The 19420-nt window shown below is 32.8% G+C and carries 21 protein-coding genes; 7 read left to right on the forward strand and 14 right to left on the reverse strand.

Translation table 11 applies throughout. The annotated features are described in order from the left end of the window. The first annotated feature begins 11 nt into the window (after positions 1-11). From ACQKCJ_RS14395 to ACQKCJ_RS14405, 3 genes are read left to right on the forward strand one after another with little or no spacing between them, the layout of a single operon-like run. On the forward strand, positions 12-623 hold the full coding sequence (locus ACQKCJ_RS14395) for a hypothetical protein (protein ID WP_271337165.1): 612 nt from the start codon (positions 12-14) through the stop codon (positions 621-623). Further along, entirely contained in the window at positions 611-1300 is a 690-nt protein-coding gene (gene prfH, locus ACQKCJ_RS14400) for a peptide chain release factor H (RefSeq protein WP_427402270.1), read from the forward strand. Before ACQKCJ_RS14395 ends, prfH begins: the two co-directional genes overlap by 13 nt. Beyond that, on the forward strand, positions 1287-1799 hold the full coding sequence (locus ACQKCJ_RS14405; protein WP_271337167.1) for a hypothetical protein: 513 nt from the start codon (positions 1287-1289) through the stop codon (positions 1797-1799). Before prfH ends, ACQKCJ_RS14405 begins: the two co-directional genes overlap by 14 nt. A 136-nt stretch (positions 1800-1935) precedes the next feature. Here ACQKCJ_RS14405 and ACQKCJ_RS14410 read toward each other — a convergent pair whose 3' ends face one another. From ACQKCJ_RS14410 to ACQKCJ_RS14445, 8 genes are all read right to left on the reverse strand, one after another. Beyond that, complete coding sequence (locus ACQKCJ_RS14410) at positions 1936-2682, reverse strand: acyl-[acyl-carrier-protein] thioesterase (protein ID WP_427402271.1); 747 nt, start codon at positions 2680-2682, stop codon at positions 1936-1938. A gap of 106 nt (positions 2683-2788) precedes the next feature. Next, positions 2789-4180 (reverse strand): glycine-rich domain-containing protein, encoded by a 1392-nt coding sequence (locus ACQKCJ_RS14415; protein WP_427402272.1) that lies wholly within the window; start codon positions 4178-4180, stop codon positions 2789-2791. A 54-nt stretch (positions 4181-4234) separates the two neighbouring features. Beyond that, complete coding sequence (gene miaA, locus ACQKCJ_RS14420; RefSeq protein WP_427402273.1) at positions 4235-5152, reverse strand: tRNA (adenosine(37)-N6)-dimethylallyltransferase MiaA; 918 nt, start codon at positions 5150-5152, stop codon at positions 4235-4237. A 157-nt stretch (positions 5153-5309) separates the two neighbouring features. Continuing rightward, positions 5310-6146, reverse strand: a complete 837-nt coding sequence (locus ACQKCJ_RS14425) for an ion transporter (protein WP_271337171.1) — start codon at positions 6144-6146, stop codon at positions 5310-5312. Positions 6147-6176: 30 nt separating this feature from the next. Beyond that, a complete protein-coding gene (locus tag ACQKCJ_RS14430; RefSeq protein WP_427402274.1) occupies positions 6177-7538 on the reverse strand; it encodes an exonuclease domain-containing protein in 1362 nt (453 codons plus the stop codon). Positions 7539-7613: 75 nt separating this feature from the next. Further along, positions 7614-8291: a YggS family pyridoxal phosphate-dependent enzyme gene (locus ACQKCJ_RS14435; protein ID WP_271337173.1), complete on the reverse strand. Its 678-nt coding sequence runs from the start codon at positions 8289-8291 to the stop codon at positions 7614-7616. Positions 8292-8305: 14 nt separating this feature from the next. Further along, entirely contained in the window at positions 8306-9199 is an 894-nt protein-coding gene (locus tag ACQKCJ_RS14440; protein ID WP_007809858.1) for a 3-hydroxyacyl-CoA dehydrogenase family protein, read from the reverse strand. A 91-nt stretch (positions 9200-9290) separates the two neighbouring features. Continuing rightward, positions 9291-10256: a Gfo/Idh/MocA family protein gene (locus ACQKCJ_RS14445; RefSeq protein ID WP_271337174.1), complete on the reverse strand. Its 966-nt coding sequence runs from the start codon at positions 10254-10256 to the stop codon at positions 9291-9293. A gap of 143 nt (positions 10257-10399) precedes the next feature. Between ACQKCJ_RS14445 and ACQKCJ_RS14450 the strand changes: the two genes are divergently transcribed. Then, the gene (locus ACQKCJ_RS14450) at positions 10400-11041 is read left to right on the forward strand and encodes a protein-L-isoaspartate(D-aspartate) O-methyltransferase (RefSeq protein WP_041518722.1); all 642 of its coding nucleotides are present in this window, start codon (positions 10400-10402) and stop codon (positions 11039-11041) included. A gap of 120 nt (positions 11042-11161) precedes the next feature. On the opposite strand, the gene ACQKCJ_RS14455 is transcribed toward ACQKCJ_RS14450, so the two are convergent. The 3 genes from ACQKCJ_RS14455 to smpB form a co-directional block, all read right to left on the reverse strand. Then, a complete protein-coding gene (locus ACQKCJ_RS14455; protein WP_271337175.1) occupies positions 11162-12211 on the reverse strand; it encodes a Fic family protein in 1050 nt (349 codons plus the stop codon). An 88-nt stretch (positions 12212-12299) separates the two neighbouring features. Then, a complete protein-coding gene (locus ACQKCJ_RS14460) occupies positions 12300-12950 on the reverse strand; it encodes a hypothetical protein (protein ID WP_271337176.1) in 651 nt (216 codons plus the stop codon). 75 nt (positions 12951-13025) lie between these two features. After that, positions 13026-13481, reverse strand: a complete 456-nt coding sequence (gene smpB, locus ACQKCJ_RS14465; protein ID WP_042564375.1) for an SsrA-binding protein SmpB — start codon at positions 13479-13481, stop codon at positions 13026-13028. Between the two features lie 140 nt (positions 13482-13621). On the opposite strand from smpB, the gene ACQKCJ_RS14470 reads away from it, so the two are divergent. Both ACQKCJ_RS14470 and ACQKCJ_RS14475 read left to right on the forward strand, forming a co-directional pair. Next, positions 13622-14251, forward strand: coding sequence for an outer membrane beta-barrel protein (locus ACQKCJ_RS14470; protein ID WP_271337177.1), 630 nt, complete (start codon positions 13622-13624; stop codon positions 14249-14251). Positions 14252-14352: 101 nt separating this feature from the next. Continuing rightward, positions 14353-14580, forward strand: a complete 228-nt coding sequence (locus ACQKCJ_RS14475) for a VF530 family protein (RefSeq protein WP_271337178.1) — start codon at positions 14353-14355, stop codon at positions 14578-14580. Here ACQKCJ_RS14475 and ACQKCJ_RS14480 read toward each other — a convergent pair whose 3' ends face one another. From ACQKCJ_RS14480 to ACQKCJ_RS14490, 3 genes are all read right to left on the reverse strand, one after another. Further along, entirely contained in the window at positions 14581-15135 is a 555-nt protein-coding gene (locus tag ACQKCJ_RS14480) for a DUF3575 domain-containing protein (protein ID WP_271337179.1), read from the reverse strand. It lies immediately after the preceding gene. A 134-nt stretch (positions 15136-15269) separates the two neighbouring features. Further along, positions 15270-15821, reverse strand: a complete 552-nt coding sequence (locus ACQKCJ_RS14485; RefSeq protein ID WP_271337180.1) for a GNAT family N-acetyltransferase — start codon at positions 15819-15821, stop codon at positions 15270-15272. A 10-nt stretch (positions 15822-15831) separates the two neighbouring features. Then, on the reverse strand, positions 15832-16683 hold the full coding sequence (locus tag ACQKCJ_RS14490) for an aldose 1-epimerase family protein (RefSeq protein WP_271337181.1): 852 nt from the start codon (positions 16681-16683) through the stop codon (positions 15832-15834). 186 nt (positions 16684-16869) lie between these two features. Here ACQKCJ_RS14490 and ACQKCJ_RS14495 point away from each other — a divergent pair, with 186 nt between their 5' ends. Further along, positions 16870-19140 (forward strand): M1 family metallopeptidase, encoded by a 2271-nt coding sequence (locus ACQKCJ_RS14495; protein ID WP_427402275.1) that lies wholly within the window; start codon positions 16870-16872, stop codon positions 19138-19140. Positions 19141-19420: the final 280 nt, after the last annotated feature.

The following is a 19420-nucleotide window of genomic DNA, read 5'->3' on the forward strand; positions in this document are numbered from 1 at the left end:
AAATAAAGATCATGGAAAGATTTCAAGATGAAAATAAGTTTTTAGGAAGTTTTGCTAACGAGATTTTGGTAAAATGTCCTAAATGTGATTCTAAGTCGATGGTTAAAAAAGAACCTGTCTCAGAGTGTAAATGTGGACATTGTCATACAAAGGTTTTTGAATGCAAACATTGTTTTTATAAACTTAAAAAACCAATTTATCAATACGTTGGGTATGGAAAAGTGTATTGCAATAACTGTTTTGAAAAGTACGAATTTGAATCCCAATCATTAAAAGAAAAGCCGGAAAAGTACAAAGCAAAATGTCCGCATTGTAATTTTCAGGAAGAATGGAAACCAAAAATTGAAGAGTTTTTACAAAATTCAAAAGTTGTTGATGGTTTGGCTAAAGAGAAATATTATAATTTACCTCTTTGGTTTCAAAAAGAAGTAAATGGTGATATTTTTTGGGCATACAACGAAGAACATATTAACTATCTGGAAAGATACATTAAAGCTGATTTACGAGAAAGAAACAATAATGGAGGATATCATATGACAATGGTTTCGAGACTTCCAAAATTTGTAAAAGAAGCAAAAAGCAGAGAAAAGCTGCTAAAAATATTAGAAAAATGGAAAAAATAATTCAGATAACTGCGGGTCGGGGACCTGCAGAATGCACTTGGGTGGTTGCCCAAGTGCTTAAAAAAATTTTAGACGAAGCGCAGGAGCAAGATTTAGAAACTACTTTGCTGCAAAGAGAAGTTGGTGAGGAAAACGGAACGGTAGAGACGGCAACTATTGCAATAAAAGGAAAGAATGCAGGTCAATTTGCTGATTCCTGGATAGGAACGATTCAATGGATTGGTGAAAGTCAGTTTAGAAAAATGCACAAACGCAAAAACTGGTTTATTGGCATTTTTGAGATTCAACCGCAAAAGAATACTTCAATTTCAGAAAGTGATATTCAGTATCAGGCAATGCGCAGTTCCGGTGCGGGAGGGCAACATGTCAATAAAGTAAGTTCGGCCATTAGAGCAACACATATTCCAACAGGAATTGCCGTAGTGTCTATGGACAGCCGATCACAACACCAAAACAAAAAACTGGCAACAGAAAGATTATTAAAAAAACTAGAAGACGAAACTTTGCAACAGTTAAAAAATCATGTTGGAAAACAATGGGAAAACCAACTGAATATTCAGCGTGGGAATCCTGTTAGGGTATTTTCGGGAACTGATTTTAAAAAGAATAAAGTCGAAAAAAGCTATAAAGGAGCTCGTCAGAAATTAAAAATAGATTTACGAAATGAAAACAATTGATAAATACCTTTTTCAGGCTTTGGATAATTATCCGTATTCGCTTGAAGAAACTATTGAATCCTTAGATTATGCTTTTTCTTATGATGCAAAAAACACCATGGTTTTATGTCTATATGGAAGAATTCAGGCAGAACAATTATGGAATTATGAGGAAGCAAAATCATATTTTCAAGAAGCATTAGGAATAAATATCCATGCGCTTGAAGTATATCCGCACTATATTCAAACTTTAATTTTGAATGAGGATTACGAAGAAGCACAAAAATTAATTGATTTTGCTTTGACGATAAAGGGAATAAATAAATCTGAAATCTTTGTAAAAAAAGCCATTCTTTTTGAGGCGCAGCACCAATTTAAAAAAGCATTAAAGGAAATGAAAAACGCAAAACTGTACACGCTGCAATTTGCTTTTGATTGTGATATTAGTGAAGTCGAAAAAAGAATAAAAGGCAAAATTGATTTATTGAAAAATAAAAAGAAACCAAAGAAATCGAAATAAGATTCAAAAAAGAAATCAAATTAAATTAAAGTAAAAACGATGCAAATTTGCATCGTTTTTTTTATATTATTTTTTTTGCAACGAATTGCACGAATGTTCGCGAATTAAAGATATAACAAAATCCGTGGGCAGATAATTATTTCCAGTGCAATTCTAATGCAAAACAAGTTTTGTCACCTTTTGTAATACTAAATGTTGCCGTTGTATGATCGTCATCTTCGCTTTCATGAATTACAACCTGATCTTTTAACGAAAGCTCTTTCATGAAATTCATTTCGAAGCTTTTAACTTCTTGTTTCAAAATTCGTTTTTCATCAACATGATCTAAACACCATTCCAGATATTTTACATTATTTACGTGATTAACGATGTCTAAATCTGATAAGTAAACTGTTTTTTCGAAAACGGCTTCTTTTTCGTGATTGATGTTGATTTTAGAAAAACCTTCAGTTGTGGCCCTATTTTCCGGATATAATTCAAAATGCTCGTATGGTAAAGCCAGAGCTTCAGGACGACGTAATTGAGTATTAAAAACAGCCCAATAGGTTTCGCAGCCTACTATTTTTTCACCATTTACATACATTTCGAGCGCACGCACTGAACGAGAATTTTCTAAGCTGTTGATCCATGTTTTTACTGTTACAACATCCTGCCATTTTGGTAAAGCGCTAATTTCAACGCGCATGCGGCTTAAAACCCAGGCTTGATGGAATTCCTGCATGTCGAAAAAACTAATGCCGCCAACTTCTGAATGTGCTGCTGCCGTTAATTGTAAAATATTACATAAGTCAGTATATTTTAAAAATCCGGTAGGAGTGCATTGTGTAAAATTGATTTCCCAGTCTTTGCTTAAAACTGAAGTAAAATTTGGTGATATAGGCATTTTTATGTGATAAATAATTTATAGCTAATTTTAAATTGTTGTAGTTATTAAAAATAAAATTTTAAGAATCTTAAGTTTATATAACGAAATGAGATGATGTTTTATTTTAGTCTCCACCGCCGCCACAACCACCGCAGGAACTGCCACATGAACTGCCGCAGGAACTTCCTGATGAAGAGTCAGACGATGTTTCGCAAGAACTTCCGGATGAGCTGTCGTAATTATTATTTCTGTTTACCTCTGCGATGAGTGGCATAAATGCTGGAGTTATTACAGCAGCGCTAAATAGAAAATAGTTCCATTGCCAGTTATTTTCGACTTGTCTGACGGGTAAAATTTCTCTTTTATACAAATTTGTTATAGTGTCAACAGCAATAAGTCTGGTTAATCTGAACAGAAAAATAATTGAAGTAATACTAAAAACAATCAGAATAAATACAAGGAGACCTACAGGTTTATTTCTCGCATAGCCGGTCATTACTCTTGTATATCCAAGCATAGCAATTAGGGCAAGAACAACAAAGTTTAGATAGAATATTTTATTGAATTTTTTAGATTTAATAAAATATTTTTCAAACGCGTCCATGCAATTTGATATATTTATAAAAACAGGTTTTCTTTTCATGCGGTCCACTAATGTTGTGTAAACGCTTTTTCCAAATTCAGTCAAAGATCTCGTTATCTCAATTTGCTCATCAGTCAAAGCGACTTTGTTTTCAATAAGATTAATTATGTTATAAGGTTGTATCTCAACTATCTTCTTGTCAATTAATTCATTTACGACTCCATTAATTACATTAGAAATTTTTTGAGTTTTAAGATAAATTAGTTCGTAAGGTTCAAGGTCATAGATAAATGAATTCTTATCAAATTTACGTGCAATTTGTCGAAGTTTAGCTTTGTTGTAGAAATCCAGAATTTTAAATGTCACAACATACAAAATAATCAAACCAATCAGGAAATAGGGATTGTCGATTGTAATATAAATTGGTTTTAAAAGATAGTAGAACGGGAATGTAAGAAAAAGAAATACTATCATACCATTACTGATAAATGACCTTAATTTGATTTTTGCTTTGTCTAAATTTAAACTTTCATACATTCCGTCAAACTCCCAAATATCATTTGGCTGAATTCCAAAAGTTGATTCGTATAGTATATTGGTTTGTTCTTTTGCTTTTTTAAATTTTTGAAAATCTTGTTTGTTATGGGTTGACGGAACGTGCTGAATTTGTTTACCAAGTAATTTGCAAAATTGCTGATAAGATTGTGTAAAAATTAAGTGCAAATGCCAAACCGTATCAACTATTTCAGATGGAGAAACCATCGAATCAGAAACTGTCGCCAGATACATGAACTTTTTATATTCTAAAATCGCCTTTTTAGTAAAGTTTTTTGTCCAAAAGTTTTCTTGTGCAAGCCTTACTGAAAATCCAAATTCACTTGGTGGATCATCAAAATCGAATTGCACAATCTTATTCCAAAGTACGTTATCCATATTTTTAGTTTACAAAAAGCATTATAAAATTAAGATTATTTGATTAATTGTCCCTTAAAAAGATTTTTCGATATACGCTATGATTGTTGTTCGATTTGCTGAATAATCAAACCATTGTGTAGTTTCATTTCTTTTAAACCAGGTAAGTTGTCTTTTAGAAAAACGGCGGGTATTTTTTTTGATTTCTTCGATGGCAAATGGCAAAGAGAATTCTCCGTCAAAATAACTGAATAATTCCCTATATCCCACAGTTTGCAGTGCATTTAATGTTTTATTGGGATATAACGCTTTAGCTTCTTCAAGTAAACCTTCATTCATCATAATGTTCACACGTTGATTGATCCTGTCGTAAATGATTGGTCTGTCAGCTTCTAAACCAATCAAAATAGGAGTGAAGTTTCTATTGTTTTTCTTTTGATTTAGAAAAGAAGAATATGGTTTTTGAGTTCCAATACAAACTTCTGTAAAACGCATCATTCTTTGCGGATTTTGAAGTGTTTGTGGATTCTCTATTGTTATTTTTTGATAATACTCAGGATCTAGATTTTTCAGCTGTTCTTGCAGGTATTCGATTCCAAGTTTTTCATAATTTGAATTTACCTGAGAACGTATTTCAGGATTGATTTCAGGAAATTCATCAAATCCTTTTAAAATTGCATCAACATACAATCCTGAACCACCAATTAGAATTGCAAAATCATTGTTTTCAAATAATTCTTCTAATTTATGAAGTGCTTCTTTTTCATAATCTCCGACGGTATAATTTTCTAAAATAGATTTATTTTGAATAAAATGATGCGTCGCAGCTTGTAGTTCTTCAGGATTAGGAACAGCTGTACCAATGGTCATTTCTTTAAAAAACTGACGGCTGTCACAAGATATTATTTCGCATTTAAAATGTTGGGCCAAAGCAATACTTAAGGCTGTTTTGCCTATAGCTGTTGGTCCGACGATGGTAATTAAGTGTTTCATATTTTTTTAGCCCAGATGGAAGTGAAACCCCGGACTTATATTGGTTAGTTTTTTTTAGGATAAAAGAGCGACTTTAGAAGCTCCTTTTATACTTTTAAAAAACAACAAAGATAAGGAGGAGTTGGAATGTACAGATGGAATAGCTCCTTAAAATTAATTATTTAGATAATGTGGTTCCGCATTCATGGCAATATTTTGCGCTGTCAAAATGTAATTGCGAATTACAATTTTGGCATGTTTTTTTTGTGCTGACAGCATTATTGCGAAGGCTGCTTTTTGCGAATTCTGCAGTAACAATTCCTGTGGGAACGGCAATGATTCCATAACCCATAATCATGACAAGCGAGGCTAAAAACTGACCAAGAGGAGATGCGGGTGAAATGTCGCCATAACCAACGGTGGTTAGGGTTACGATAGCCCAATAAATCCCCATAGGAATACTTGTAAAACCGCTTTCTTTGCCTTCGACGACGTACATCAATGAACCAATAATTACAGCGCTAATAAGGACGAAGTAGATAAAAACCAGAATTTTTTCTTTGCTGGCTTCCATAGCTTCCCGAAGCTGCATTGATTGCTGCGAAATTTGTGGAATATGTAAGATCTTGAACAATCTGAAGAAACGCAGGACTCTAACGATTGTAAGAACATTTGTGGCAGGGAAAAATATAGATAAATACATGGGTAATATCGCCATTAAATCGATAATGCCGTAAAAACTGAAAACATACTTTACAGGTTTTTGTATCGAAATAATACGCAAAATATATTCAATGGTAAAGAAAACTGTGATAACCCATTCACAAATAACAAGATAAGAATGGTACTTAAGATTGATACCTTCTACAGTATCCATCATGACTAAAAGTACACTTAATAAAATAAGACCTAAAAGTACCAGATCAAACAAACGTCCTAAAATGGTATTAGTGCCATAAAGGATGATTTGGGTCTTTTGTCTAAAAATTTCGTATTTTGATTTTATTTTTTTCATCTCGGCGAAGATAATGAAAGTTTTGGATTGTTAAAAATGAAGTATTTTAAGCGATTTACTTTTGCGGATGTAATTTTGAATAATGTTTTTTACATCACGGTTGTGTTCCATTGGTATCAAGATATTTTTAAAAATATCAATATTGGTAATTTGATAATTTAAATCATAAAAAGCATAACCTTTATAAATTCCGTTTTCGATTAATATTGCGCTTCGTTCGTTTACATTTCTTCCTCTGTCAATCAGAATCATGCTTTTATTATCAAAACTATTTTCGCTTATAAATTGTTGTACTCTGGCATTGTACACTTCTGGAGTGATTTCGCCAATACAAGCGCCGTCGCATTCTTTTATTTTATATTGAAAACATTCTTTCTTTGTTTGATACAATCCAGTCAACTTTTGACACAAATGATATTTTGCAGTAAATTTGAAAAGAGCATTTTTGCCTTCTTGTAAAGTAGCAAAAGATGTAATTTCTTTTTTACGGCCATCTGCTTTTTCAAGCTTTAGGTTGATGTATCCATCAGTATCTTTCTCAGCATATAACGCATATTGAAAAATAGTTTTTCTTCCGGAGCGATTATATCTTGGTCGGTTTATTTTTATTTCCTGACTTTCTTTCAACAACGCAATTAATTCACTGCCTGTTTCATCATGAGTTATAGTAAAAACTTCGGCTTGGATTTTTTTGCTTTTGGTTGTAATTCCGGTAAAATGCTGATTGACTCTTTTTTTTATATTTTGACTTTTACCGATATAAATTAGAGTTCCACCTTCATTGTAAATGTAGTAGACACCAGTTTTTGCGGGCATTTGAGATAAAAGATCCAAAAATTTTGGCGCAATACCTTTTTCTACTTCTAATTTTATAAAATCTTTTACGATGGTTTTTTCTAAATCTTTTTCAAGAAGCATTTTGAATAACTTGGTCGTTGCCATCGCATCTCCGCTGGCACGATGTCTGTCTGCCATTGGGATTCCAAGTGCACGAACCAATTTTCCTAAACTATATGAAGGTTGTTCCGGAATTAGTTTTTTTGCCAATTCGACGGTACAAAGTGTTCTGGCTTCGAAATCGTAACCTAAACGTCTGAATTCGGTACGAAGAATTCGGTAATCAAATGAGGCATTATGTGCTACAATGATACAATCAGAAGTGATTTCGATGATTCGTTTTGCTACTTCAAAAAACTTTGGAGCAGAACGCAACATAGCATTATTGATACCGGTTAATTTCACCACAAAGGGCTGAATCGGAATTTCAGGATTAACAAGGCTAATGAACTGGTCAATTACTTCATGGCCATCAAATTTATAAATGGCGATTTCAGTAATTCCTTCTTCGTTAAACTGGCCTCCAGTAGTTTCTATGTCTAGTATTGCGTACAAATTCAGTATTCAGTATCAGTATTTAGTAATCAGTTTAAACTCTACAATCCTCAATCTAAAATCTAGAATCAGATTTTAACGACCTCCAAAAATGCTGCTTCCAATTCTTACCATTGTGCTTCCGCATTCTATGGCAAGTTGATAATCGCCGGACATTCCCATAGATATTGTTGAAAAATTATTCATTGTAGAGGCGCACTGCTGTGCGTCTTTGCGTTGTTGTATGGAATCAAAAATAGACTTTAAATGTGTGAATTCTTTTTTTATCTGATTTTGATTTTCTGTAAATGTTGCCATTCCCATTAAACCTAAGATACGAATGTTTTTCATTTTTTCGAACTCTGACGAAGATATTAATTCATTTAATTCGTTTTCATCTAAACCAAATTTTGTTTCCTCTTCTGCAATATGTATCTGAAGTAAACAATCAATAATTCTATTGTTTTTTAAAGCTTGTTTGTTAATTTCCTGTAATAATTTCAAGCTGTCAACTCCGTGAATTAAATTCACAAATGGCGCCATAAATTTGACTTTATTCGTCTGCACGTGACCAATCATATGCCATTGAATGTCTTTTGGCATTTCTTCGTACTTATCAGTCATCTCCTGGATTTTATTTTCTCCAAAAATACGCTGACCAGCTTCGTAAGCCTCCATTAAATCAGAAACAGGTTTTGTTTTAGAAACAGCAACGAGAGTTACATGTTCAGGTAAGGTTGTTTTGATAGCATTTAAATTCGATTGTATCGACATGGCATTTCTTTTTTTTACGAAAGGATAAATTGCTTAGAAATTTTCTCTGCTTTTTTACTTTCACTGTAATCATAAAATCCTTCACCGGATTTCACTCCCAATTTTCCTGCTCTAACCATATTCACCAATAGTGGGCAAGGAGCATATTTGGGGTTTTTAAAACCTTCGTACATAACATTCAGAATAGCAAGACAAACATCAAGTCCAATAAAATCAGCTAATTGAAGCGGTCCCATTGGATGTCCCATTCCTAATTTCATTACTGTGTCAATTTCATAAACACCGGCTACTTTATTATATAACGTTTCGATTGCTTCATTTAGCATAGGCATCAAAATTCTGTTTGCTACAAAACCTGGATAATCATTTACTTCAACAGGAGTTTTTCCTAATTTTTCAGATAAATCCATGATGATCTTAGTGACTTCATCGCTTGTATTGTAACCGCGAATGATTTCGACCAATTTCATGATTGGCACCGGATTCATAAAATGCATTCCTATAACACGTTCAGGATGCGCAACTACAGCTCCAATTTGGGTAATTGATATAGAAGATGTATTGGTTGCCAAAATGGTATTATGAGAACAAGCTTCATTTAATTGTTTAAAAATATTAAGCTTTAGTTCTACATTTTCTGTAGCAGCCTCAACAACTAAATCAACACCAACAACACCATCTTTAATATCAGTATACGTAATAATATTAGTAATAGTTTTTGCTACATCTTCTTGAGTTATGGTTCCTTTTGCTAACATTCGATCTAAGTTAGCAGCTATAGTCGCCATTCCTTTGTCTAAAGATTTCTCAGAAACATCAATTAGTTTTACAACAAAACCACTTTGCGCAAAAGTATGGGCAATTCCATTACCCATCGTTCCTGCACCAATTACAGCTATAGTTTTCATTTAATTTGGTATTTGAATTTTAAAAGTTAAGGTTTAAAGCTCCTTTGAAGTGCGCTTTAAACCTTAAAAATAATGAGTTTATTTTTTTTATTTATTTGTCGAAACAATCAATGATTTGATATGCCACTCTCAAAGCATCTGTAGCTTGTTCAAGCGTCACAACGGGAGTAGTATCTGTTGTGATGGCATTTGCAAATGAGTCTAATTCGTCCAGAATGGCATTATTTTGCTCCACATCAGGATTAGTAAAATAGATTTGTTTTTTTACACCTTCTGCATTTTGAAGAATCATATCAAAATCGCCCGGAATTTCAGGAGCATCCTTCATGCGGACTACTTCACATTTTTTTTCCAGAAAATCTACCGAAATATAAGCGTCTTTTTGAAAGAAGCGCGTTTTACGCATGTTCTTCATCGAAATTCTGCTTGCTGTTAGATTTGCTACACATCCATTTTCGAATTCGATTCTTGCATTAGCAATATCCGGAGTGTCGCTAATTACAGAAACTCCGCTGGCATGAATATCTTTTACTTTAGAATGCACAACGCTTAATATAGCATCAATATCATGAATCATTAAATCCAACACTACAGGAACATCAGTTCCACGCGGATTAAACTCGGCCAAACGATGTGTTTCTATAAACATTGGGTTTTCGATCATGTTTTTTGTAGCAATAAACGCAGGGTTAAAGCGTTCAACATGACCCACCTGACCTTTTACGTTATATTCATTGGCTAAAGCAATAATTTCTTCAGCTTCATCAACGGTATTGGCAATTGGTTTTTCTATAAAGATATGTTTTCCGGATTTAATGGCTACCTTAGCACATTTATAGTGAGAAAGTGTTGGTGTTACAATATCAATGACATCCACAGCATGGATTAATTTTGCAATAGTGCTGAAGTTTTTATAACCAAACTCTTTTGAAATTCTTTCGGCATTTTCTTGATTTTCGTCGTAAAATCCAACTAATTCGTATTTGTCAGATTGTTGTAATAAACGTAAATGTATTTTACCAAGATGACCAGCACCTAAAACTCCTACTTTTAACATGAGAATGTATTTTAAACAAAAATATAATTTATTTGTTGAAAGTAAAAGTGAATGCAGTAAAGATTTAGCGATTTAATAATTAAAAATCAATATTTGATTTCCTATTTACTTTCTTATTTTTGCCAAAATAAAATCTACCCATTTTGAAAGACACTGCCAAACATCAAGGACTACGTAATCAATTAGTAAGCACTTTAGAACAAAAAGGAATTACCGACAGAGCAGTTTTGGATGCGATAAAAAAAATCCCAAGACACCTTTTTTTAAATTCAAGTTTTGAAGATTATGCTTATCAGGATAAGGCTTTTCCTATAGGAGCCGGTCAAACAATATCACAGCCGTACACCGTTGCTTTTCAATCCCAATTATTAGAAGTTAAAAAAGAGCATAAAATTCTCGAAATTGGTACTGGTTCAGGTTACCAAACTGCCGTTTTATGTATGCTGGGCGCAAAAGTTTTTAGTGTCGAAAGGCAAAATGAATTGTTTAAGACAACTTCGAATTTATTTCCGAAACTAAATATTCGTCCCAAGCATTTGTCGTTTGGTGATGGCTACAAAGGGTTGCCAAGTTACGCACCATTTGATAGTATTATTGTTACAGCGGGAGCTCCATTTATTCCTCAGCCTTTAATGGCACAGCTAAAAATAGGAGGAAGGCTCGTTATACCTTTAGGAGAAGATGTTCAGATTATGACATTATTGATTCGTAAAAATGAAACGCAATTTGAGAAACATGAATTTGGAGAATTTCGATTTGTTCCTTTACTAGAAGATAAAAATTAAAAAGTAGCTATAAATTTCAAACACGGATTTCGCAAATTAGAACTAATTATTTTTAGAAATTAATTTCACAAACGTAATTGATTGTTAATTTGTGCTAATTTGTGGAATTCGTGTTTTATTTTATTGAGCGATAATACCAATATGTCGTTCCAGGTCTTCTTTTTCAATTCGAGCAACAAAGAGTAAAAAATCTTCTTTATTATTTTTTGTCTGGGCGGTTTCTAGAGTTTGATAGTATTGCATACGACTGTCATAATCTCCTTTTATGTTGGCAATTATATAGCCCTTTTGCAATAAAATTAAATTCATTATCAAACGGGAAGTACGGCCATTTCCATCAATAAAAGGGTGAATTGTTACTAGTCTTTCGTGCATTTCAGCAGCCAAAACAACGGGATGTAACTTGTTTTTATTGATTTCGTACCAAATAAAATAATCTTCCATTTCTTTGGCAACCATAAAAGGTTGTGGTGGCATGTGAGTACTTCCTTTTATCATTACTTGTACTTTTCGGTAACGACCTGCATCTTCAGGAATTATACCTCGTAGAATTAAATTATGAATAGACAAAAGATCGCGTTCGTTTAAAGAAACGTTTCTTTGCATTAAATTTTTAATAAAACCAATAGCTTCCTGATGATTAATCGCTTCTAAATGCTCACGCATACTTTTTCCGGAAATAGTCAAACCTTCGTTGATCACCATATCTGTTTCACGAAGTGTCATAGTGTTTCCTTCAATTCGATTACTTTCAAAAGTATATTCTAATTCTAAGGCCTGAGTAATTCTATAGCTGTCATATTGACGATAACTGTCTAATTTTGCTTTTAGAAGATCAATCTCTTTAAGAAGATTTTCTAGAGTTTTAGAAATTTTTAATTTTGATACCGTTTTGTTGTATTTGATTTCCTGCTCTGCTACCATTAAGGCTTTTAAGGCAAATTCATCATCTCCAATTTCGTAGAGTATTTTTTCTTTAAGCCATGCAATCATTAAGGTTTCGTAATCTATCTCTAAAAGTTGAGAAAGTTTCGAAATCTGGTCTTTAGTTGGTCTTCTTGTTCCTGATTCGAATTTGCTTATTAAAGCTTGATCTATACCAAGAATTTGTGCCACTTCACGAGTTTTTAATCCTTTTTGCTCTCTTGCATTTTTAAGAAGTGTTTTCATTTATTCTAATGATTTAAATTGTCTTGACTAATTTAGTCATTTTTACCGGAATAAAAAAGCAATATTCCACAATATTGCCTTTACAAAATTATATTTTACTTTTTGGAGGAAGCGATCCGTCTTTTCTCATTTCATCGACAACTGCTTGCATGATTGCGTCTACAGTTGATCCTAAATCCGTCACATAATCGGATTTTGTAGTTCCTGTCCAGATTAGTTTATTTTCTTTTAATGAAAAAACGTTTGTTTCTACCATATAAGAAGTTGTTTCCTGATAATATCCCGGATCGTAGAAGTAAGGAGAGTACATTCCGTACCAGTTTCCAAAACCATATCCGTAAACACCGCTGTATAGACCATCGAAACCACCGTAATACATACCTGTATAACTTCCAGGAACATAGGTAGTTTCTTTTTCTGCACTTACCAGACGTAATGTAATTACGCCATCAAAATCTTCATCTTGTAATATTTTTAATTTTTGTTCCTGTGTAAGATTTTTAGTTGTTTCGTTTAAGTATTCATAAGAGGTTTTGAAGATTGGATTGCTGGCTGCAATTCTGTTTTCGGTGACTCTTCTGGATGCTTCGTCTTTTAATAGCGCAACAACTAAAACTTTTTTGAAATTTTCCTGGGCGACTGTTATTTTTGGATCTCTCCAACTATTAACTATTGCAGTATTGCTGCCACAGCTTGCAAGTACCAAAGCGACGATAAATAAAGTTAAGCATTTCTTCATATTACAAATTTTTAAATATTGTAATAAAAATACGTATAAAATATTAACAAATGCTTCTTGCGATAAAAAATAACTTTAATTGTAGGCTTTTTTTATTCGGTCTAGATCACGTTTTGTGTCCTGTTCTTTAAGAGATTCACGCTTGTCGTAGTTTTTCTTTCCTTTACAAAGTCCGATTTGTAGTTTTGCAAGCCCTTTTTCATTGGTAAACAATTTTAAAGGTACAATTGTAAGTCCTTTTGCCTGAACACTTTTGTGAAGACTTTTCAATTCCTTTTTATTCAAAAGCAATTTTCTTTCACTTCTTGATTTGTGATTGAATTGATTTCCAAATGTGTATTCTTCTATATAAGTATTAATAGCAAAAAGTTCGAGATTGCTAAATTCACAAAAACTTTCGGTAATATTGGCTTTTCCTAATCGGATAGATTTGATTTCTGTACCGGATAAAACAATTCCGGCAGTATAAGTATCGATTATCTCATAATCAAATCGAGCTCTTTTATTAAGTATATTGACTGTTTTTAACATAGATGCAAATGTAAACAAAATTGAAAAACTTTGAAGCAATCAAAGATAATTAAAGATTTTTTTTAATCTATGATTTTAATCATTTTTGAAAGATAAACTTGCTAGTAAGTTTGTTAAATAATTTATAAATAAATTCAAAAATGAAAAAAATTTTAACATTCGCTACTATTGCATTAATTAGTCTAACTGTAAAAGCACAAGATGCTAGTCAGGGTTTAAAAGGAGCTTGGTTTGTAACGTCACAATTTGGTTACCAGCAAACTAAAACCGGGGATAATAAAAATACAAATTTATCAGTAATACCAATTGTAGGAACATTCATCACGCCATCTGTAGCTGTTGGAGCGGGACTGGGTTATATTAATATGAAATCAGATGCAAGTGTAGGAGTCGCAGCAACAAAAACAGATTTATTTGTAATTCAGCCCTTGGCAAGAAAGTATTGGAATGTTGCAGGTTCTCTTTATTTCTTTGGACAAGCAGCTCTTCCAATTATTGCAGGTAAAGAAAAAGAAAGTGGTACAAAAATAAACCAGTTCGGTTTGTCTGTCTCAGGAGGTTTTGATTATTTCGTCACTAAAAACTTCTCAGTAGAGTTTTCTTATGATTTAGCGAATTTTACATCAACTACAATTGACCCTAAAAGTGGTGAAAAAACTACTGTTACTAATTTTGGATTAGCACATATGGCAAATGTTGATTCTGCTTATTTAGTAGGAGGTTCAAATTTAACAACTCCACTTGCGGTTGGATTTAAATTTATATTCTAAATAGTTCTAGGCTGATTTAGATTTCAATTTGCTAATTTTGCAAAAAAAAGACCGAACTTTTTTAGAGTACGGTCTTTTTGTATAATCTTTAAATTTATAAAATGCAAAATCAATCAAAAGATCCGTTGCACGGCATCACACTTCAAAAAATAGTAGAAGCACTAGTGAATCATTATGGTTTTGATACATTGGCAGAATTAATACCTGTCAAATGTTTTACCACAAATCCGAGTGTCAAATCAAGTTTAACTTTTTTAAGAAAAACCGATTGGGCTCGTAAAAAAGTTGAAGAGTTGTATTTGAAATCTTTATCTAAATTTACAGAATAATTACAATTTATAAGAAATCATAACACCTCCACGGTAAGGAAGCCATTCACCACTTTTGTTCCAGTTTGGAGCTTTTTCGTATCTGCCTGGAGTTCCGTCGTTATAGTATCCTTTATAAAAACCTTGATGCCAACCAGCTCCTGCAAATATATCTAGTAAAAATTTGTCGTTTAATTTGATGTTATATCCAGCTGTAATACCTAAACGATAACCAAAACCATGTTCATATTTGTTACTGTCCCAGTAATTCCATTTTTGTAATTCATAAACATCCGGACCAGCATGACCACCAACATAAAATCCGTTATATTTTTCTTTAAAATGATAACGAACTTCCGGTGTTAATGTATAAAATTTCATTGGACTGTGGCCATCAAAAGATTCCCAAAAAGAAGCCATTACATCAACACTAAAAGTTAATTTTTCTCCAATACTGGTTTCGATACCAATATTTGGAACACCAACTAAAGCTGTTGCGGCATTAAATTTAATAAAAGTTTGACTTTGGGATTGAATCGAAAAGAAAAGGACAATGAGAATTAAGTACTTTTTCATAAAAATAGTTTTCGTAGGGGTTTAGATAAGGCTTTATACCTTATTTCGCGTGCAAATATAACGCAAACCATTAATTACTATTATGTAAATGTTTTAATTTAACAAGAATGTTTTTTTATGATAATTAATATTGATTAATTAGCTTCTAGTAATGAGTAGATTACGGAATCTAAAAAGCGGCCTTCATAAAATTCGTTTTCTTTTAAATGTGCTTCTTTAACAAAACCACATTTTTGAAGCACTTTTTCAGAAGCATAATTTCCGGGGTCAATCACGGCTTCGATAGAGTGTAGTTTTAGATCTTTAAAGCCATAACTAATTAATCGATTTACGGCTTCTGGAACAATTCCTTTACCGTGAAATTCCGGCAATAAGATATATCCAATTTCAGCACGGTAATTTTGTGGCTGCATCCTGTAATATCCTATAATACCCAATAGTTTAGGGTTGCCTTTTAATGTTATTCCCCAATTGATTCCTATGTTTGTTACTATTTTATCTTCGATCATAGCAATGTGTTCAAGAGCATCCTCAGAATTTTTCGCCAATGGTCGCGGAATATATTTCATGGTTTCGGGATTCGAACGTAATTCGAAAACTTCATTTACATCATCGTTTGTTATTCTCCTTAAAAGCAAACGTTCTGTTTCTATTTCGGGAAATGGGGTGAAATTAAATTCTAACATTTTTCTTAAATTATAATAGTGTTATACTAAACTTTGAAGTAAAAGTTTGATTAGCATCTAAAGCCAAAATCCCTTCCTTCTTAAATAAATCCCCAGAATTTTCGGCTGTGTCTGAATAGCCCAACCAAGGTTCAATACAAAGAAATGGCGCTTGATCTTTTGTCCAGATCCCCAAACTTGGAAAATCTTTAAAATCAAATTTGAGATATGGTTTGGAGTTTTCAAGAATAGTTAATGAATTTGATTCTAAAGATTTAAAAATCAATGCATCGTTTTCGAATAATTTATAATTCAAAGGAACCAGATTATCAGTAGTTTCTAAAACTTCTGTTTTATTTGAAATTAAATCATTCTCTAAAATATAATATTTTAAAACTTCTTCTTTTTCAAATTCTAGAGCATAATTTTCGAAATTCTCTGGTAAAGCTATTGCCGGATGAGCTCCAATTGAAAAAGGCATTTTAGTTTTACTTTTGTTAATTACTTTATATTCGATGTTTAATGACGCTTCTTCAAGAGTGTAAATAAGTTGTAATTCAAATTCAAAAGGATATTTTTTCAAAGTTTCAACATCAGATTGTAAAGAAAAAACAGCACTGTTATCAGTCTTTTTTACTAATTGAAAATCCATATCGCGAGCAAATCCATGTCTTGGTAATTGATATTCTTCTCCGTCAATTGTATAAGTATTGTTTTTTAAAGTACCTACAATCGGAAAAAGGACAGGAGAGTGCTTTCCCCAAAAATCAGGATTCCCTTCCCATATATATTCTTTGTTTTGCTTGTTTTTTAATGAAAATAATTCAGCTCCTGAATGTTTTATAGAGGCGCTTAGTGTTGAATTTGAAATAGTTGTATTCAAAATGAGTAAGGTTGAAATGAATAAAATTTATACTGATGTAAATATATTTTATAAATTTTAGTTTTTTAAGAAAAACCTCCAAATTATTTTTTTGATAAAATTTTGCTAAAATTCAATTTATGATTCTTCTTTTCTCTGTAAATAGCTTTTTTTTTCATTAATTTGCTAGATAAACAGCTAAAAAATATGAAAATACAATCCTTAAAAGCCTTATTAACCATGGCTTTGTTTGTTGGGATTTCTTCTGTTTGGGCACAACAAACGCCTCCGACAACAGCAGTAAATCCTGTTAATAATTACAATTATCATGATGCCTTTGGACCACATTTTTATACAAAAAATGGAACTCCAACCCGTTCTGCAAGTGGACAGCCCGGAGTTGAATACTGGCAAAACAGGGCTGATTATCAGATAACGGCAAGATTGAACGCGACCACAAATGAAATTATTGGTACGGATGAAATTACCTATACTAATAATAGTCCTGATAAAATGTCATTTGTTTGGTTGAATTTAGATCAAAATTTATTCAAGGAAGATTCAAGAGGAAACGCAGTTGTGCCTTTAACGGGTAGCCGTAACGGTGCTCAAGGACAGCTTTTTGATGGTGGAAATAAAATAAAATCAGTTAAAGTAATTTCTGTTGGTAAGAAAAAAACTGAAGTTGAGGCAAAATATGTAATTACAGACACCAGAATGCAAATATTTCTTCCGGAAGAATTGGCATCAAAAGGAGCTGCTGTTAAAATTAAAATAGAATTTGCATTCACGGCGCCTTTTGAAGGATCAGACAGAATGGGAGTTTTAGAAACTAAAAATGGTAAAATTTTCACGATTGCGCAATGGTATCCTCGTATGTGTGTGTATGATGATGTAAGAGGCTGGAATACACATCCGTATTTAGGTGCTTCTGAGTTTTATCTGGAGTACGGTAATTTTGATGTAAAACTTACTGTACCTGCTAATCATTATGTAGTAGGGTCAGGTGAATTACTAAATGGTGCAGAAGTATTGCCTGCAGATGTATTTAAGCGTTATAAAGAAGCTTCATTAAGCGATAAAACAGTTATGATTCGTTCTGCTGAAGAAGTTGCTGCAACTGCAAATACAACTGCTTCCGGCGAGAAAACGTGGCATTATCAGATAAAAAATGCACGTGATTTTTCGTGGGCGTCGTCACCGGCTTTTATCTTAGACGGAGCAAAAATTAATTTGCCAAGTGGTAAAAAAGCATTGGCTTTATCTGCTTATCCGGTAGAAAGTGCCGGACAAGGTGCTTACGGACGTTCTACTGAATATGTAAAAGCAGCTATAGAACATTATTCTAAAACATGGTTCGAATATCCTTATCCGGCCGCTACAAACGTTGCAGGAAATGAAGGCGGAATGGAATATCCGGGAATTGTTTTTTGTGGATGGGAATCTAAAGGACAAGATTTATGGGGAGTTACGGATCATGAATTTGGACATATCTGGTTTCCTATGATTGTAGGATCAAACGAAAGATTGTTTGGATGGATGGATGAAGGTTTTAATACTTTTATTAATTCACTAAGTACAGCCGCATTTAATAAAGGAGAATATGTAGAAGCGCCAACAGATTTACATAAAGGAGCTGAATCATTTACAAGAACTGATTTAGAAACCGTAATGAGTTCTCCTGATAACATGAAAGAAGCAAATATTGGTATGTTGTGTTATTTTAAGCCAAGTTCAGCTTTGATTATTTTAAGGGAACAAGTATTAGGAAAAGAGCGTTTTGATACTGCTTTCCGTACCTATATTGAGCGTTGGGCTTATAAACATCCACAGCCGGATGATTTTTTCAGATCAATGGAAAATGTTGCAGGCGAAGATTTAAGCTGGTTCTGGAGAAGCTGGTTCGTGAACAATTGGCGTTTTGATCAAGGGATTAATTCGATTAAATATGTAAAAAACGATCCGTCAAAAGGAGTTGTAATTACAGTTGAAAATTTCGATAAAATGCCAATGCCAATTGTTGTGGATATTAAAACAAAAAGTGGAAAAGTTACAAGAGTTAACCTTCCTGTAGAAGTTTGGCAGCGTAATACCGTATGGTCTTTTAAACATAATTCTACTGAAGAGATAGAGAGTGTTACTCTTGATCCTGATCATGTTTTTCCGGATAATAACGAAGCAAACAATGTTTGGACAGCGGGAAACGGTAAAATAGAAAAAGATATAATTTTAGACGGTTATTTAGGAAATTACTCTACTTCAAGAGCGCCTTTAAAGATCGATTTTACAGAAAAGAACAGTACGTTGAATGTTGAAATTACAAACTTCCCTAAGTTTACTGTAAGCCCTGTAGAAAACGAAAAAGATACTTTTCAGTCTAAAAGCGCAGGATTGAAATTTAAATTTAATGAAGCTAAAACAGGTTTTGACATGATTATTTTAGGTAACGGCGAAACAATTCCTTTTACTAAAAAATAAAAGTATAATAATAAAGTTTTTAAAACCCGATAGTTGTTAATCACTATCGGGTTTTCTTTTGGTTTGGCTTTTGAGTTTCAGGTTTCAAGTTTCAGGTTTATCAAATTTAGAAAAACTCAGAACCTTAGCCCTTTAGAATCTTAGCGCCTTGAAAATCTAACTTTTCATTAAAAAAATGTTAGAATTTTAATTTTTTGTTTTGGAAATAAAAAAATAGTGTACTTTTGCATCGATGAATAAAATAAGTTTACATATAACTTCTTTGTCACGGACAAACTCA

This window comes from Flavobacterium sp. NPDC079362 (assembly GCF_050267765.1).
GTDB classification, from domain to species: domain Bacteria; phylum Bacteroidota; class Bacteroidia; order Flavobacteriales; family Flavobacteriaceae; genus Flavobacterium; species Flavobacterium azizsancarii.